The organism is Photobacterium galatheae (assembly GCF_000695255.1).
Taxonomy (GTDB): Bacteria; Pseudomonadota; Gammaproteobacteria; order Enterobacterales; family Vibrionaceae; genus Photobacterium; species Photobacterium galatheae.
Genome location: NZ_JMIB01000038.1, coordinates 46,931 through 64,711, shown reverse-complemented (window position 1 = coordinate 64,711; position 17,781 = coordinate 46,931). Strand labels below are relative to the sequence as shown.

Below are 17,781 nucleotides of genomic sequence, written 5' to 3'. Positions count from 1 at the left end.
ACTACCGGGAAACAACCTGACCAAAGTACTTCACTTCATTTTCATGTTTTAACGTCAAAGATGGATAAACAGTTAACATAACGGCTAATTCAGGCTTTTGTCCCCAGAAATGATGAAACGCGATAGATGCATCATGCGTCTCAGAAGCACTGGCTCCAACTAAATTAAAGTGCTGATCCATTTGAGTTCCTGAACCATACTTAAGCACTTGTTCTTTCTGAATATTTCGATCAACAATTGCACCATAAAAATTGATTGCATAATCTGCAAACATCGTATTATATGGATGGTTTTTAAATTTCTCCTCGCTAATGCGAGGAGGATCAATTTGGTTCTTTGGATTGAGTCTGATCCTCACATCAACAATATATCGATTCATGGGATCATTCAGCGTACCTACTTGTCCATTTACCCAGTCAGAACTAGGCGATTTTGTATTTCTTTGCACTTCAAGATCAATCCCCAACTTAGGGTAGATAAACCTCTTAGATTTAAATGCAGCAACCGAATCGCTCTCGCCTTGGATATAATTATCCCCCAGTACCTGAATCCAATCTTTCAGGGGCTCTTCAAAACGCAATGGCTTACCATCAAAGGTGATGGATTCTGGAGTAATCACCAAGCGAACGGGTTGATCGCTGGTGTTCGTGATCCCTGTTTGGCAATAAGATGTTGCTGAGAAAAAAACAGCCACAGCCGCCAATATTTTTGCAAAAAAAGAACAAGGATATGTTGATATCATAGGTTCACCTTTTTCATCAGATCCGTCGTAAATTTCAGTTGATAATCATTTAATTCAGCAAGCTGTTTCAATTTAAGATATTCATGCTTTAGATGGCCCTGATAGCTTCTCGCCTGATTCAGCTGAACGGGGCTTGATGCAGCCCATTCGGCAATCACATGATATACATTTTGTATATGCCCCGGGCTCTTCGGCGAAATATGCTCAGGGTGAACAAAGAAATCATCGACTAATGACAGGAGCATATTACTATTTTCTTCACCATCCCAAACTTCACTCATGGTCTCCCCAAAAGTCCGCACCATTTCACGTGCTGCTTCAGCGGCAATCGTATGCAATGGATGATCGTCCGGATCTTTTGCCAATTGTGTGTGAGTGGGGTCAGTCGTGGGACTATCATCCTGTGCATTCTTCATTGCTTCCATCGCCTGACGAGCCAGCAAAGCAGTCAATCGATTAATAAAGCCAAACATTGCCTCCATCACCGCATGATAAGTTCCTCTGAAATCATAAGATAACTCATCGAGCTTTTTGGCATTTTCAAGGGCTTGTTCAGCCGTTTTTCTTTCATCCTCGCTGGAATAATCCAAGCCGAAGGCATCATAAATCATTTCAACGGTATTTGGCGCATAATCTTGCATTAAAATTAATGCAATACTTAATTGAGTTTGAAAATGTGCCTCTTTCACTTCCGGACTGTGATCCTTAGTCTTTTCAATCACCGACAGCAAACTTACTAAAGTATCGGAGGCACCAAACACACCGGTTGTCAGAGGACGAATGTTCTGAGTCGTCTGATCGGCGCTCTGGACTGGTACAGCCTGAACCCAATCATTCACATGCCGCCGCTCATCTTCGGATAAACCGGGAAGTTCTTTCAAAATCCGGTTGAGCGCCAGTTCAACGAAGTTAGAATGCGCGAAGATATCTTCCATCACATGAAGCGCCTGACCAAAATGAATCAAACCTTCCGCTGTTTTTCCCAATGAAACAGCAAGTCTAAGTTGACTTTTGGCATATTCAATTGACTGTTTAAAGTAGTTTTTATACCACTTCTCAGAATCAATCTCGCCTTCGATCGCTTGATAATCCCCTCTGAAAATATTCGCATACTCAGGATTTTCCGGCGCTGTAACGCCTCGTGGGTTATCCAAGTGTTCTTTAGGCAAATAAGCACCCAGTTTCTCCGGGGTTAATCGATAAGGAGAATTATCCTCTTGAGCAAAGAGCATTGGAAACTCTTTTCTTGCCAAAATTTCAACAATTTGGGTCAGTGCCTCATGAGAGATGCCTTTACTTCCGATCGTTTTACCACCACCGGTAAGGCCTGATGGATCATCGACCTCTTTGGCTGCAATTTCCTTCGTCGCATTGAATGCGGAATCGATATGATCTTCCAATGCCTGAATCTTCTGCTGAGCCTCAGGAATATGCTTTTCTTGCTCTGCAAAAAACTTTTCTGTTTCGAGCTGAGAGATTTCCTGTGAAGATTTGTCCAGCCCTGCCTGAGTACTTTGGCTCGCAGATTTTTGCTGAGTATTGCCAGCCTTAACTTTAGCCTGCAGAGACTCCATTAATTCCTGGTGTTGTCGATTGCTTTCAATCGCATGCTCAATGTTCATACGGCTTTTCACACCATCAGCAGACAAATTATCCTTTGTTTTTTCTAAATCTGACCGCTTTTTCTCAAGGATTTCATTTTGCTGTTTCAATGTTTCTGAGTATCCAAACAATCTGCCGGATACATCATCTGCAAAATCAGAAAGATCGTCACTGAATCGCTGCGTATATACCCGAGCGGTATTGAGTCCTTGAATTGCACTTTTTTTCAGTGATTCTGTCGTCTCTGCTATTGATTTTAAATACGATGACAGTTCATTGCGAAGTTTATCCAGACCCAGATCTGTTTCTACTGCCGGTTGTATGAGTAAGTTAAGATTCAGGTCTAATACCTTGGGATCGACGACCTGTGAGTAATCACGCAGCCAGTTTCCATAGTAAATCGCCTTAATTTCGTGTTCAGTAAAATATTCCAGTAAAACCAACTCGACAGACTGGTGGCCATATTTACCTTTCAGTGCTTGCTCTGCTGTGCCACCGGCCGAGAAATATTCACGATCGCCATTCTGGCTCTTCTGATCGTTTTCAATATAATTTCTCTGCTCTTTGAGCGCCGCATGAAGTGCTGGATATTCCAACGAAATTGATTGTGATCCCAGTGAGCCCGTGTATTGCGCAATGAGGGTTGATGATTGCTTCCGCATATTCAGGTTGCCAAGAATCGCTGCGAATGCTGCTCCCTCATCAAGCATCGCATCACCGCCCACTGTGCTGTAAACATTTCTCAGAGAATAATCGATGTGATGCCCGAATTCATGAACGAGAATGGCCAGCAGCTTTCCTTTACTTTGTTGATCCTGACTCTCTATCGCATCCTGAATCAGTCCCTTTCCGACAAAAATCGTTTGCTGACGATTGTCATAAAAAGCAATGTTGCCTAAAGTCACTTCAATTGGCGGATTCTCGAATGCTCCATTTTGCAGGTCTTCAAATAAGCCAAGATAAGCTTCAGGTGGAATATTGTACCCAAACACGCCACTGAGCCACATAGCAAATTTTTCACGATCAAAAACTGTTGTGAGCCCTTGAAGATGCTCAATCGCATAAGTTGACTCCAGAAGATGGGTTTCATCATTAAACTGAGCAAGTACAGCTGCTGCGACTGGAATATCCGTGTGCAGTGGTGTTTCCTGGCCCGGATTTATCTTTACATTTCCACCCTGAATATTCAGTTTATCCGCCCCGTCCAGAGTCATATTGAGGCCAGAGAGCAGAATTTTCCCGTCACTTTTTAAAACAATACCCGATGCTCCTGTGAGCAGTTGAATTTCATCCGCACTGATAATGGTTGTCTGACCATCGGAAGTAACTGTTACATTTTTCCCGACACTGAGTGCAAATTGACTATCCACATTGAACCCATGATTCCCCCCAATATTGAGGTTGCGGGATGCATGAACCGTGGTCATTTGATTTTCACTAATCTCTAACCGATCGTCTTTACCGACTTTGCTAGTCTGATGACCAAGGACTTTTCTTGTCTGATCCTGAGCAATATTGACAGATTCATTCGCGTTGTAAGTGGTGACAACATCTTTTGCTACATCTTCGACAAACGTCTGCTGAGCCAACGAAGTTTTATTCCCGCCAATCACTTCCCTTTGGTTCCCCAGAATTTCATTGGTCTGTTGATGACCAACAATCCTTTCTTCATCTTGCCCGATGGCAGTAAACCGATCGTTGAGCACAGTGGTACGCATATTCTTTTGCGCGTGGAAGTACATTTCCTCTTGATTGGCTTCATCTTCAAACGAGATTTCGTTAAATCCGGTGCCCTGATGAGTCTGCGTCCGAAGAACGGTTTTCGTTTTATGCTCGGGCAGTGGGTAAGGCGGCTGATGCAGCGCATGATATACAGCTCCTGTCACGAGCGGTCGGTCCGGGTCGCCTTCCAGAAAGGTCACCACCACTTCATGGCCGATACGCGGCAGGATCACAGCTCCCCAGCTTGGCCCGGCCAGTGTCTGACTGACACGCACCCAGCAGGTCGAATGTTCATCCATGCCACCCAGTCGATCCCAGTGGAACTGTACTTTGACCCGGCCCAAATTATCGGTGTAAATCTCTTCGTTCGCCGGCCCAACCACCACGGCCGTTTGCGGCCCTTCAACTCTGGGGGCAGGCAGCGCTGCTGCGCGATAGGTTAATTCGACAGGGAATGCAATGATCTGATTGTGATAGGTCGTTGGTTCGCCGTTGTTTTCTTCGGCATGAGCCTGAGGATCGTGGCCTTTATGTTCCACTGCCAGCAGGATGAAGTCCCGGTTCAATGACTGACGCGGATGACCTTCCATCACGAAGCTGTAGCCGGGAATCAGGCGCATCACACAGCTCGTCGCTTTCAGTTCAGTCCCGGTAATTTTGAGCGCAGATAAACGATAGTCCGACTGCAATTTACCCTGCGGTTGCTGTTGATAACGGCCTGGATGGTGGTATATCGCTAAATCAATATAGGTATTTTCAGCTTCAAAATCAGCGGCACTGGCCATCAGGCAGGTGTTGGGTGTGAGGTAGTGATAGTCGGTTTGCGACACCGCGCCCGAGTGAGTACGCGCGGCAAAATCGGCTTCAAAGATATGTTCACGATCCGGCACACCCCCCGCATCGCCGTGAAACAAAATGGTATGCAGTTCAGCATTTGGAACCAGGGTGGCGTTCTCAGGCGTACTGGGTAACTCACTGACCAGTTCATTTTTGTCAAGAATCACCAGTTCATGACCGGTTTCCGTATGGTCAAAGAAGTACCACAAGCCGTGTTGTGACATCAGGCGATGGATAAAATCCAGGTCCGTCTCACGGTATTGCAGAATGTATTCCTGCTTTTCACCCACTTCAGCCAGCATCCGGTATGACGTCACACCGGCTTCTTCCAGCACAGATTCAATGATCTCGTTGATGGTCAGATCCTGAAAGATCCGGCAATCGGAACGCTGTTCCAAGAACCATAAATCCGGTACCAGAATCAGCTCATACCGACTGAACTGACGCCCGGTGCCGAGAAAACGCACTTCACGGATCACCCCGTGGAAGAGTCGGGAAACATCGCGCCCCTGACCAAAGAGCTTCAGGACACCTGCTTGACGAACCAGATCATCGAGCGAATTATCTGCATCACGTGAAAGCAATGAGACCTTCATTTCAAAAGGCTGAAACAGACGCTCTTTGATTTCAAAACTTTCAACACGAAATTCGTGTTCTGATTTTTCGATTGAAAACGAAAATTGGACCGGATGACTCATGACTTTTACCTGATGCAACTAGGGCCAGCTGACCTAAAACAAAGGGGCCCAAATGGCCCCTTCTTCTAATCCGCATGATTACGCTTCGCGTGGTGTACGCCAGTCGTCGTTACCTGCCGTACCACACACTTCGTGGGTGACTTCGATTGCGCGATAAGTCAATTTCAGCACTTCTTCAACGACACGGTCAGAGGTTGCGGCATCCTGGCAGTGCGCCATGCGAGTTTGCACGTCAACCAGCAGTGCATCGATCAGTTTGATGGTGTAGTAATGCTCTTGTTTACCCTGAGTCGAAGTGCGGTAGAAGTTAATGTAAGCTTCTGGCAGCTTCTCGCCGCTGACCAGTGCGTTGAACAGCAGTGGTGAAGTACGGTCTTGCTGTTTGGTCACGATAATCGGACGGTGAACACGCTGACCTGTCGGTTGACCGCTTTGTGGGTCACGTGGCACCGTCAGAACGTGATCCAATTCCTGAACCAGGAACTCGTCAACGTGTGCTTCCTGCCAGGTGTTCCCAACAGAATCTGCTGTGTAAGCATCTTTCGTGATGTGGCCCTGAGTTTCACCGTGAATCGACATATAAGCTGGAGTTGGCATATTGCTTTCCTTTCAAGTTCAATGATTTTGATGAGTTTGAGCATATCGCTAAACGTTGTGATGACAACGATAATGCAACAGCCATGCCAACTTTTAATTCATTTAAAATCAATCAATTATAATAATTACATTCTCTGTAAACCGACTAAGCATCCAATTTCTTAGAAAATTTTCTCATTTTTTAGAAAACCGAGTTCATCTCTGAATTATCCCTGAATGAGAGATTTGGTGCTTTTTGAGGCGTCAGATCATTCAGTCATCCGGCTCCAATTAATCCAATAATGGGGCAATGATTTCCATTTAATGCCATTTATTCCACATGTGAATTGGTCAATGATGATGGTGTCCGAAATGAGTGAGCAGCATCCGCTGCGGGAGTGAGCTATGAGCCAGTTATTTGCACCGGTCCGTGTAGGCCGAATGACCTTGTCGAACCGCCTTGTGATGGCACCGATGACCCGTTCCCGGGCCAACCTTGATGGAACGCCCGGAGCGCTGACCGCTGAGTATTATGCCCAGCGTGCCAGTATCGGCCTGATTGTGACCGAAGGTGTGCAGCCTTCTGATGACGGGCAGGGCTACCTCGCCACCCCCGGGATTTATACCGATGCGCAGGTGGCGGGCTGGAAACAGGTCACTTCTGCGATTCATGAAAAGGGCGGTCATGTGTTTTTTCAACTGATGCATGCGGGCCGGATGTCACATCCGGACAATACGCTGCATCATGGTCCGGGTGTCGCACCATCGGCGATTTCGCCGCAGACTAAAATGTTTACGGTCTCGGGTATGCAGGATATTCCGGTTCCCCGCGCCCTGACGACAGAAGAAATTCGTCAGACCGTTGCAGACTTCCGTTTTGCCGCACGTCGGGCCATTGAAGCCGGAGCAGATGGCGTGGAGATCCACGGGGCCAATGCATACCTGATTCAGCAGTTTCTCGCGCCCAGTGCCAACACTCGGACCGATGAATACGGTGGTTCGATAGAAAACCGTGCCCGGTTCGCGATTGAGGTTGCCACGGCCATTGCAGAGGAAATCGGGGCCGACAGAACGGCGATCCGTCTGTCACCGGGTACCACCATCTGGGGTATTGATGAGGGCAGTGAAGGCCCGGCGCTTTACCGTTATCTGGTGGCTGAACTTAACAAGCTGGGGCTAGCCTACCTGCATATCATGCATCAGGGCAATGAGCCACTGCTGCGTGATATCCGGGATAGCTGGCAGCACACGCTGATCCTGAACCGTCCGGGCCGTCCGCGGGATGACATTGGCCGTGATCTCAATGCGGGTCTGGCTGAGCTGGAATCTTACGGCATGATGATTCTGGCCAATCCGGATTTTGTTGAGCGCCTTGAAACCGGCGCACCGCTGAACGATGCAGATCCGGCTTCTTTCTATGGCGGCAGTGCGGCAGGTTACACCGACTATCCGACGCTGACTGCCGAGGTTTCTGCTTAAGCGCCGTTATCTGAGTCTGGTTCTGATAGAAGCCTGACAGGCTGAATTCCAGATCAACTCATCCAACCTATTCATTGCATGACATCCACAGAAGCAGAGGCGAAAACGTCTCTGCTTTTTTTTGCAAACGACGGTTGGTCTTCCCCGGCTCACTGAGATTCCGGTCACCTTTTTTACGCCTGTTACTGATAGATCTGACGATCCCAATCACAGTTCAACTTTTCACCTGCTGCAAAGAAATCTCAGTGGATTAGAATTCATCGAAACGTTTCGATGAGTTTTCCCAATCATAAAAAAGACAGGATACAGAAAACACATCACTGCCTATTTTTGGCAGATAAACCGATATTTTGACGACGTTAGAAGATTTTCTGGCTGTTTCATGACAAGAAGCCAGTGATTGTTCATTCAAGGGTAAAACAAGGGCTAAGTAAGGTGTTGAAAGCATGAAAAAAAGTACTCTCCTGCACGCCGAGTTGTCCTATCTGGTCGCGACGCTGGGGCATACCGATGAAGTGACGATTTGTGATGCCGGGTTGCCGGTGCCGGATCAGGTGCAGCGGATCGATCTGGCGCTGACGCATGGCGTGCCCGGTTTCATTGAGACTGTCTGCACGCTGTTGTCTGAATCGCAGATTGAAGGCGTGGTGATGGCAGAAGAGTTTCAGCAGGTGAGTCCGGCGCTTCATCAGTCGCTGATGGGGTTGCTTCAGGAAGAGCAGGCACGTATGGGCCGCGAAATCGCGGTGACCTACCTGTCTCACGAAGCCTTCAAGCAACGGACGCACCAGAGTCGGGCTGTGGTCCGAACCGGGGAATGCACCCCGTATGCGAACGTGATTTTTCAGGCCGGCGTGGTGTTCTGACCCCTGCAACCAAACCATTGAGGACGGCGTATGACGCAAGCCATTTTACAGCTCAGTGAGATTGAAAAAGCCTTCCCGGGCGTGAAGGCGCTGGATAAAGCCAGCCTGAATGTGTATCCGGGACGGGTGATGGCGCTGATGGGGGAAAACGGCGCCGGGAAATCGACCCTGATGAAAGTTCTGACCGGCATCTACAGCAAAGACGCGGGCAGCATTCACTATCAGGGACAGTCGGCAGCCTTTAAAGGGCCGCGGGATTCCCAGCAGGCGGGCATAAGTATTATCCATCAGGAACTGAACCTGATCCCTGAACTGACGATTGCCGAGAATATCTTTCTCGGTCGTGAATTCACCGGTCCGCTGGGCCGGATTCAGTGGGGTCGGATGTACGATGAAGCCGACAGACTGCTGGCCCGGCTCAATGTAAAACACAGCTCGAAAACCTTACTGGGCGACCTGAGTCTGGGTGAGCAGCAGATGGTCGAGATTGCCAAGGCGCTGTCGTTCGAGTCGAAGGTCATCATTATGGATGAGCCGACGGACGCGCTGACCGATACCGAAACCGCTTCTTTGTTCGCGGTGATCCATGAGCTGCGTGCGCAAGGCTGCGGCATCGTGTATATCTCGCACCGCCTGAAAGAAATTTTCGACATCTGTGATGACATTACCGTGCTGCGGGACGGTAAATTCATTGGTGAATGCCCAGTGGCAGACACCAACGAAGACGGTCTGATTGAAATGATGGTCGGCCGTAAACTGGAAGAGCAGTATCCGCGCATTGCGGTTCAACATGGCGAGACCTGCCTTGAAGTCATCGGCCTGACCGGTTCCGGCGTGCACGAGGTGAGTTTTACCCTCAAACGCGGTGAGATTCTGGGGATTTCTGGTCTGATGGGCGCAGGCCGGACGGAACTGATGAAGGTGATTTACGGTGCCTTGCCAAGTGAGCGGGGCGTGATCAATCTGAACGGCAAAACCATCAATCCGGTCAGCCCGCTGGACGGACTGGCCAATGGCATCGCTTATATCTCGGAAGACCGCAAAGGCGATGGTCTGGTGCTGGGTCTGTCGGTGAAAGAAAACATGTCTCTGTGTGCGCTGGCGCAGCTGAGCAAAGGGATTCAGATTCAGCATGGCGACGAAGTGATGGCTGTGGATGATTTTATTCGTCTGTTCAACATCAAAACACCGGGTCGGGATCAGATCATCGGCAATCTGTCGGGCGGCAATCAGCAGAAAGTCGCTATTGCCAAAGGACTGATGACCCGACCGAAAGTCCTGATTCTGGATGAGCCGACACGGGGCGTCGATGTCGGTGCGAAGAAAGAAATTTATCAACTGATCAATCAGTTCAAAGCTGAAGGTATGAGCATCATTCTGGTGTCTTCCGAAATGCCGGAAGTGCTCGGGATGAGTGATCGGATTCTGGTGATGCATGAAGGCCGGATCAGCGGCGAATTTGATGCCAAAGATGCCGATCAGGAAAAACTGCTGGCCTGTGCTGTCGGCAAATTGATGAACGGGGAAGCAGCATGAGTACCAAAACCTTGAGTCAACCCACCGAAGCCCGCGAGAAAAAGTGGTTCAGTAAAGCCTGGCTGATCGAGCAGAAATCGCTGATTGCCCTGCTGTTACTGATTGCAGTGGTGTCTTTTCTGAATCCGAACTTTTTCACCGCAGATAACATTCTCAACATTCTGCGCCAGACCTCGGTTAACGCCATTATCGCTGTCGGGATGACACTGGTCATTCTAACCGCAGGAATCGATCTGAGTGTCGGCTCAGTGCTGGCGCTGTGCGGCGCGTTTGCCGCCAGCCTGATTGCAATAGAAGTGCCGGTTCTGATTGCGGTGCCGACCGCTTTGCTGGCCGGGGCTGCGCTGGGAGCCGTCAGCGGGATCATTATTGCCAAAGGGAAAGTGCAGGCCTTTATTGCCACACTGGTGACCATGACGCTGTTGCGTGGTGTGACCATGGTTTACACCGACGGGCGTCCGATCTCGACCGGTTTTACCGATACCGCCGATGCTTTTGCGTGGTTTGGCACCGGTTATGCGCTGGGCATTCCCGTGCCGGTCTGGCTGATGGTGGTAGTGTTTGCTGCGGCCTGGTATCTGCTCAATCACACCCGTTTTGGCCGCTATGTGTATGCGCTTGGCGGGAATGAGTCGGCGACCCGTCTGTCCGGGATTAATGTGGACCGGGTGAAAATCGGTGTGTACGCCATCTGTGGTTTGCTGGCTGCGCTGGCGGGCATCATTGTGACCTCACGTCTGTCTTCGGCACAGCCGACGGCGGGCATGGGATACGAACTCGACGCCATTGCGGCTGTGGTGCTGGGCGGCACCAGCCTGATGGGCGGAAAGGGCCGGATTATGGGCACCCTGATTGGTGCGCTGATCATTGGCTTCCTGAATAACGCCCTGAACCTGCTCGATGTCTCTTCTTACTACCAGATGATTGCCAAAGCAGTTGTGATTTTGCTGGCTGTGCTGGTGGACAATAAAAACAAGTAAGGCACGTCGCTGAATGACCTGTGGCGTGCAACGTCACAGGGATATTCGGAGGCAAGGATGAAAAAACTACAAGTAAAAGTTCTGCGTACATACTTATGGATTTCATTTGCAGGAATCACTCTGGTTCAGTTCTCATCTGTTGAGATCAATATTGAGCCTGTGACTTATGTGAATGAAGTCTGTATCGCGGAGCAGGCAAGTGACACAGTCCAATACCCTACATTCCGATAATGAAAGGATCATCACGATGAAAAAACTGGCAACCCTGATTTCTGCTGCACTGCTTACTTCGACCGTTTCTGTGTCTGCTCAGGCGCAGGACACGCTGGCGATTGTGGTCTCTACGCTGAACAACCCGTTCTTCGTGACCATGAAAGACGGTGCAGAAGCAAAGGCGAAAGCACTGGGATATGACCTGATTGTGCTGGACTCGCAAAATGACCCGAGTAAAGAGCTGTCGAATGTGGAAGATCTGACCATTCGCGGTGTGAAAGCTATTCTGATCAACCCGACGGATTCTGATGCGGTATCGAACGCGATTCGGATGGCGAACCGTTCCAAGATCCCGGTTCTGACGCTCGACCGTGGTGCCAGCCGGGGTGAGGTGGTGAGCCATATTGCTTCGGATAACGTGGCCGGTGGCGAAATGGCGGGCAAGTTCATCATGGAGAAAGTGGGTGAAAAGGCCAAAGTCATTCAGCTGGAAGGTATTGCCGGAACGTCTGCGGCCCGTGAACGCGGTGAGGGTTTCATGAAAGCGGTGCAAGGCAGTCAGATGGATCTGCTGGCGAGCCAGCCTGCGGATTTTGACCGGACCAAAGGTCTGAATGTCATGGAGAACCTGCTGGCGGCGAACCCGGATGTGCAGGCTGTGTTTGCGCAGAATGATGAAATGGCACTGGGCGCGCTGCGTGCGGTTCAGGCGTCTGGTAAGCAAGTGATGATTGTTGGCTTTGACGGCACAGACGACGGCATTGCAGCCGTAAATCGTGGCAAGCTGGCAGCGACCATTGCACAGCAGCCGGATCAAATCGGTGCGCTGGGCGTGGAAACGGCGGTGAAAGTCCTGAAAGGCGAGCAAGTTGAAAAGTACATTCCGGTGCCACTGAAAGTGGTTGCGAAGCTGTAATTTGGGTGATCACTTGATCTTACAGTGTTCTTGTCATCCAGCTTCCTTCTGTCACCCTGCTTCATTCTGTCATCCCCGCGAAGGCGGGGATCCAGCGCCTTTTAAAAGCAGACTGTATGGAAAATGAGGGAGCAAATTCAGTCCGCCAGATGCCCTTGATTCAGTGCTCAGTGGATTCCCGCCTTCGCGGGAATGACGGGGGGGGGTGGGAATGACGGGGGAATGCGGAAATGATGGAGGGATGCGGAAATGATGGAGGGATGCGGAAATGATGGAGGGATGCGGGAAAGACAGGGGAGCGGAAAGGTGGTTAGTGGAAATAGCGAAGTGAGTGAAAATGATGAGGTCGTGACGAATATGAGGTAACAGAATTGGCAAGTGGAAACAGCACCAGAGGCACGTGAGTTGAACACAACGCTTTGTCTTTTGACCAAATGGCAAAGCCTTGTGTTTGGGTCGGTACAGAATTTTCAGGATAACGCGATGAATAAATTAGTGGTTTTAGGCAGCGTGAATGCAGACCATGTCCTTCGGGTACCCGCTTTTCCCCGTCCGGGTGAGACGTTACAGGGACGTGATTATCAGGTGATTCCCGGCGGGAAAGGCGCGAATCAGGCTGTGGCGGCTGCGCGGTTAAAGGCAGACACCGGCTTTATTGCCTGCATTGGGGACGATGCTTTCGGTATCCACATCCGTGAACGTTTTAAGTGTGACGGTATCAATATCGCCGGTGTGAAAATGCAGCCAAACTGTCCGACTGGCATTGCGATGATTCAGGTCTCAGACAGCGGTGAAAATACAATTTGCCTGTCGCCTGAAGCCAACGATTGTCTGACGGCTGAACGGATTGAACCGGATCTGACGCGGATTCGTGAAGCCCGGTTCTTGCTGATGCAGCTGGAAACGCCACTGGACGGGATCGAAAAAGCGGCACAGGAAGCGAAAGCGCATCAGACCAATGTGATCCTCAATCCGGCCCCGGCACGTGCGTTGCCCGATAGCCTGCTGTCGTGTGTGGATGTGATCACACCGAATGAAACAGAAGCAGAAGTACTGACCGGTATTACGGTGACTGACAATGTCTCTGCTCAGCGTGCGGCGGACGTCTTACACCGGAAGGGCATTGAAATCGTGCTGATCACACTGGGGGCAAAAGGCGTCTGGCTGAGCCAGAACGGACGGGGTCAGTTGATTCCCGGTTACCAAGTGGATGCGGTGGATACCACGGCGGCGGGCGACACTTTCAATGGCGCGTTCGTGACTGGTTTATTGGAAGAGATGTCTTTAGAATCAGCCATTCAGTTTGGCCATGCCGCGGCGGCCATTTCCGTGACGCGTTTTGGCGCACAAACCTCGATTCCGACCCGGGAAGAGGTGAATGTGTTTCTGGCGGAACGTTTCGCAATCGTTGAGTAAAATAAACAGGGAAGGAGAGAGCCATGGCGACGATGAAAGACATCGCAAAACTCGCAGGCGTGTCGACATCGACGGTCAGCCATGTGATCAACAAATCCCGTTTTGTCAGCGATGAAATTGCAGAGCGGGTCAACAATGCTGCCAAAGCGCTGAATTATGCCCCCTCAGCCTTAGCCCGCAGCCTGAAGGTGAACCGCACGCAGACCATCGGAATGCTGGTCACCACCTCAACGAATCCTTTTTTCGGTGAGGTGGTGAAAGGCGTTGAGCGTAGTTGCTACCAGAAGGGCTACAACCTGATTCTGTGTAATACCGAAGGCGACAACGAACGCATGAAAGCTTCCATTGACACCCTGCTGCAAAAACGGGTCGACGGACTGCTGCTGATGTGTTCGACGCTGGAAGGGGAGCGGATTGAAGTATTCGACCGTTACCCGGATATCCCGGTCGTGGTCATGGACTGGGGCCCCATGTCATTTGCCAGCGACAAGATTCAGGATAATTCTTATCAGGGCGGTTATCTGGCTGCTCAGTATCTGATTGACTGCGGACACCGGGACATCGGCTGTATTACTGGCCCGCTGATCAAGTATCAGGCACAAATCCGTTACGAGGGCTTTAAACGTGCCATGAATGAAGCGGGTCTGGTATTTAATCGTGACTGGGTGATTGAGTCTGACTTTGAATGTGAAGGTGGCTACGACGCCTTCAACACGATGTACGCCAGCGGGACTTTGCCCAGTGCCATTTTCGTCTGTAACGACATGATGGCGATGGGCGTCATCAACGCGGCAAATGAAAAAGGCATCCGTATCCCGGATGATCTCTCCATTATCGGTTACGATGACATTCATATTGCGAAATTTATGACCCCTTCCCTGACCACCATTCACCAGCCGAAATACCGTCTTGGTCAGGCCGCCGTTGAAACGCTGCTGAAACGCATCAATAAAGAAATCACCGAACCGCAGGTCGTACAACTCGAACCGACTTTGGTGGAAAGGCAGAGTGTGCGGGTGTTGGTTCAGTGATTTCTAGTTATCCTATGAAAGTAATAGCCATAGCTGCCATGCCGGTGTTTCAGCCTGGCCTGTAGTACTTTGACTCGTTTGCCTCATTCAATCTGCTGTGAAAATAATTATGTGCGTCAGGGGACTTATCACAGCCCAGATATTCACGCTCTAAGTTTTTTGCGGCTAATAGTGTGGAGCCAGAGCCAAAAAAAGGATCAACGACTAACTCACCAGGATTGGAGCTTTGCTTTATAAGCAGCTCCAGCAGTGGTACGGGTTTTTCAGTGGGATAACCTTTAAATACACGTTTATATTCTAAAATATCAGGGATACTTAAGTCATTGAGCTTTCGCTTCCCTTTCTCAAAGAACAAGATGTACTCGTGACGTGCACGATAGTGGTAACCCATTCCGATATTTATCTTGTCCCAGACGATAGGTTTCCAAAATTTGAAACCAACTTTTTCTGCGATTGGTTTCGCGATGAACATTGTTTCAGGGTCACAGAATAAATAGAAATGAGAACCATTTTTTAGAACGCGATATATCTCATGAAATAAGCTTTCAAATCGATCATTCGGAAAAATGTCAAACCATTGATTACTTGATGATTTACTCATCTTTAACCGCGTTGTCGTACCAATTTTCCTATGTTTTTCTAGGGATTCATACGGTGGGTCTGTAATTAATAAATCAACGCTCGCATCAGCGAGCGTTGATAACCAATTCACAGCATCATCATGAAATAGAAGCATTAATTTATTACACTAGTGAGTTACAAGTCCGGCCTTGAAGATAAGTTCCAGATGGGATGCCCTTATCTAATCTTCGACAATCATAACAGTAGCTCTGGTCGCCGTCAGGATTTCTTGCAGTGACTCTGGCAGGAGTTTTCCCAAATGAAGCAGGATAGGGATGAAAGACATGTTCATGGCCATTTGCAAATGAGCAGTGTGGGCATGATTTAAATTGCTGGCCAGTCTGCGGGTCACACTTATGAACCATGCCACTATTCAATTTTTTATCACAACAGCTACACTTCATTTGATCACTCCTTGATACAAATCACACGCATTAAACCAATGTGCATATTGATGCGAAATTAGTCATCCTTGAAAAAGTTTTGTCTAAAATTGTCGTCTTTGGCTTCATGCACATGATCTTAGATGGGATATTGCCAAAGTAGAAATCTATTCCTGGGAATGTTGATGCGCTGCTTTTGACCATTTGAGAATGGCGCGCACATTCAGCAGACAGAAGATGAGATTGGCGATCATCATCGCCATGCTGTCTGTCAGGTAGCCAACTGCAATCCAACAGGCATTGCCGAATATCATCAGGATGAAGCCGATTCGGTTCTGATTGCCAATCTGCCAGATCGCCAGAAATGTCAGAACCATTGCTATCCAGTCGATGCCATAGTACTGAAAATAAGGCATGCATTCCCCATTGCCCGTGATTGTGGGTGAGATTACAGAGTATAGACGGTGCGGTCGATGGACAGAAAAACAGGTAATGCCCGTAGACTACACGGCAACAGAGGCGCAAGGGCAGGACAACAGAACTGGCGGGGATGAATCAGGCAGGACAGGCCCGAACGTTCGGGAACCTGTCTTGCTTTATTGTATGAAGAGATGATTTTCTGAAGCGGGCGGATTACGCCATACTTTGCTTGTTTGCTTTGAAATAGCGAGACAACGCCAGAATTTCTTCAATAAAGATCAAATAAAAGATTGGCATCATGAGAAACATGACAAAGACATAGCTGCACTTAAATCGCAGCGGCATATTTTTCTTTTTGCCCTGATCAAAGATAGTTAATCCCGACAAGAAAAAGTAAAAGACAGCATAAAGGGTGGCGACAGATCCAAGTGCCAGATATGCCCAGAGGAAAAGAGAGGTAAAACTGTCCATACATCACTCCCATGATATTGATTCTTTCTGTATTAGAAAAAGTGAATAGAGGAAATTTGGTGATATGAATTGAATGAAATCACTACATTTAAGCCATTATAGTGAGATATTTGTCTGTGAGTGGCTATGGGAGATAGATGTATTTGCGACGTACTTCGTGGTTTTGGTATGCATGCTGATGATTAAGGGGCGTGTTGATTCACAGCGTTGAAAACAGGGGGATTTCCCCTATTTTCAACCGGAATCATTCATGTTAATGCTCTGCTAAAATTTGTTCTGGCAGAGATTGCTTTGCCCTTTCAGTGATACTGATGGACATTGCCAGAAAAACGATGTCTTTAAACAAAAAGAAATTCGGGATCAAAATACCGTCAGAAATTTTCCAGGCATTAGGGGTGGTCAGCATAAAGCTGAGTGTGAATACAAAAATGATTGAGGCCGCAACCCCAGACCAGAATGCGACCTGCGGTTGAAAGAAACCAATGAGCAGCCCGATAGCGACCAGAATTTCAGTCAGCCCGATAAGATTCGAGACCGCCTGCACGGACCTGATACAGCCAGCTCATGAGCGGATGATTGGCGACCAGCGGTTCAATGGCTTTGGCCTCGGTTGGGGTAAATTTATAGAGGCCCAGCCAAAGTAAAATCAGAATGACTCCGGCTGTGCCCAGGGTATAGCCGATGTTTCTTGTGTTGTGTGGTGTATTGACAGACATCGTTGACTCCTTTATTCAGCGTGTTCAAGAAGACCATTGCCAGTCGTTAAAATTTCAGACTCTAATTCATTTTTCTGATTTCAGTTCTGGTTTCAGTTCTGCGCGATTCATCTGAATGACTCAACCCTTTTTTAGGTGTTATCTGTCAATAAATTAGCGAATGCATCGTGAAGATAAGACGTTCACCCTTCAGGGTGACGTTGAATACTTTTTGCCGGAAAAGAACAGAATGCTTTATTTACTGATGATGCAAAATGTGAGTGGAAATTAATCAATGGTCAGATGAAGCTGGTGTATCAGCCATTTGATTTTCAAAGTAAGGATGTATTCAGTGCTGAATCTATCAAAGACATCAAAAAGGTTTATATCACACCAACCTGGAATGGTACCCGGCGGTTTGACGACGATGTCGAGAAACTGTCTGCAACAAAAATGCAGATTGGTGATCAATACGATAGCTGGCAGTGTGAGCGACCTGCATCCTGCATAGCTACATCCGTGTTGAAATATGTGCCTAACGAGCAAATCACATGAAACCCCAACACATGGTTGGGGT

Annotated in this window: 15 protein-coding genes and 2 pseudogenes; 9 read left to right on the top strand and 8 right to left on the bottom strand. The window is 48.6% G+C overall.

Annotation, left to right across the window (positions count from 1 at the left end):
- Position 1: 1 nt before the first annotated feature.
- From EA58_RS18125 to EA58_RS18115, 4 genes and pseudogenes are all read right to left on the bottom strand, one after another.
- Positions 2–742 (bottom strand): DUF7738 domain-containing protein, encoded by a 741-nt coding sequence (locus tag EA58_RS18125; protein ID WP_036756153.1) that lies wholly within the window; start codon positions 740–742, stop codon positions 2–4.
- Positions 739–3,006, bottom strand: a complete 2,268-nt coding sequence (locus EA58_RS22170; RefSeq protein WP_327078561.1) for an HET-C-related protein — start codon at positions 3,004–3,006, stop codon at positions 739–741. The genes EA58_RS18125 and EA58_RS22170 overlap by 4 nt, the downstream gene beginning before the upstream one ends.
- 495 nt (positions 3,007–3,501) lie before the next feature.
- Positions 3,502–5,601, bottom strand: a pseudogene (locus EA58_RS22165) (type VI secretion system Vgr family protein); the annotation flags it as partial.
- Between the two features lie 78 nt (positions 5,602–5,679).
- Positions 5,680–6,198 carry an Hcp family type VI secretion system effector gene (locus EA58_RS18115; RefSeq protein ID WP_036756151.1) on the bottom strand — a complete coding sequence of 173 codons (519 nt, stop codon included), beginning with the start codon at positions 6,196–6,198 and terminating at the stop codon, positions 5,680–5,682.
- A gap of 384 nt (positions 6,199–6,582) precedes the next feature.
- Between EA58_RS18115 and EA58_RS18110 the strand changes: the two genes are divergently transcribed.
- From EA58_RS18110 to EA58_RS18075, 8 genes are all read left to right on the top strand, one after another.
- Positions 6,583–7,656, top strand: coding sequence for an alkene reductase (locus EA58_RS18110; RefSeq protein WP_036756147.1), 1,074 nt, complete (start codon positions 6,583–6,585; stop codon positions 7,654–7,656).
- 446 nt (positions 7,657–8,102) lie between these two features.
- A complete protein-coding gene (gene rbsD, locus EA58_RS18100; RefSeq protein ID WP_036756140.1) occupies positions 8,103–8,522 on the top strand; it encodes a D-ribose pyranase in 420 nt (139 codons plus the stop codon).
- 30 nt (positions 8,523–8,552) lie between these two features.
- Positions 8,553–10,058, top strand: coding sequence for a ribose ABC transporter ATP-binding protein RbsA (rbsA, locus tag EA58_RS18095; protein ID WP_036756137.1), 1,506 nt, complete (start codon positions 8,553–8,555; stop codon positions 10,056–10,058).
- A complete protein-coding gene (rbsC, locus tag EA58_RS18090) occupies positions 10,055–11,038 on the top strand; it encodes a ribose ABC transporter permease (RefSeq protein ID WP_036756135.1) in 984 nt (327 codons plus the stop codon). The genes rbsA and rbsC overlap by 4 nt, the downstream gene beginning before the upstream one ends.
- 57 nt (positions 11,039–11,095) lie before the next feature.
- Positions 11,096–11,269 (top strand): hypothetical protein, encoded by a 174-nt coding sequence (locus tag EA58_RS21755; RefSeq protein ID WP_161781077.1) that lies wholly within the window; start codon positions 11,096–11,098, stop codon positions 11,267–11,269.
- Between the two features lie 16 nt (positions 11,270–11,285).
- Positions 11,286–12,167: a ribose ABC transporter substrate-binding protein RbsB gene (gene rbsB / locus EA58_RS18085; protein WP_036756133.1), complete on the top strand. Its 882-nt coding sequence runs from the start codon at positions 11,286–11,288 to the stop codon at positions 12,165–12,167.
- Positions 12,168–12,650: 483 nt separating this feature from the next.
- Positions 12,651–13,583 (top strand): ribokinase, encoded by a 933-nt coding sequence (gene rbsK / locus EA58_RS18080; protein WP_036756132.1) that lies wholly within the window; start codon positions 12,651–12,653, stop codon positions 13,581–13,583.
- A gap of 23 nt (positions 13,584–13,606) precedes the next feature.
- Positions 13,607–14,614: a substrate-binding domain-containing protein gene (locus EA58_RS18075; RefSeq protein ID WP_036756130.1), complete on the top strand. Its 1,008-nt coding sequence runs from the start codon at positions 13,607–13,609 to the stop codon at positions 14,612–14,614.
- A gap of 49 nt (positions 14,615–14,663) precedes the next feature.
- Here the strand turns inward: EA58_RS18075 and EA58_RS18070 are convergent, their stop codons facing one another.
- The 4 genes and pseudogenes from EA58_RS18070 to EA58_RS18045 all read right to left on the bottom strand — a co-directional run bounded on the left by EA58_RS18070 (position 14,664) and on the right by EA58_RS18045 (position 17,225).
- Positions 14,664–15,350, bottom strand: a complete 687-nt coding sequence (locus EA58_RS18070; RefSeq protein WP_036756129.1) for a DNA-methyltransferase — start codon at positions 15,348–15,350, stop codon at positions 14,664–14,666.
- A 435-nt stretch (positions 15,351–15,785) separates the two neighbouring features.
- Positions 15,786–16,034 carry a nicotinamide mononucleotide transporter gene (locus EA58_RS18060; protein WP_036756126.1) on the bottom strand — a complete coding sequence of 83 codons (249 nt, stop codon included), beginning with the start codon at positions 16,032–16,034 and terminating at the stop codon, positions 15,786–15,788.
- Positions 16,035–16,251: 217 nt separating this feature from the next.
- A complete protein-coding gene (locus EA58_RS18050; protein WP_036756123.1) occupies positions 16,252–16,509 on the bottom strand; it encodes a hypothetical protein in 258 nt (85 codons plus the stop codon).
- Between the two features lie 253 nt (positions 16,510–16,762).
- Positions 16,763–17,225 (bottom strand): annotated as a pseudogene (locus EA58_RS18045) (DUF417 family protein).
- 282 nt (positions 17,226–17,507) lie between these two features.
- Here EA58_RS18045 and EA58_RS21130 point away from each other — a divergent pair.
- Positions 17,508–17,759 (top strand): hypothetical protein, encoded by a 252-nt coding sequence (locus tag EA58_RS21130; protein ID WP_051642199.1) that lies wholly within the window; start codon positions 17,508–17,510, stop codon positions 17,757–17,759.
- The last annotated feature ends 22 nt before the right edge of the window (positions 17,760–17,781 follow it).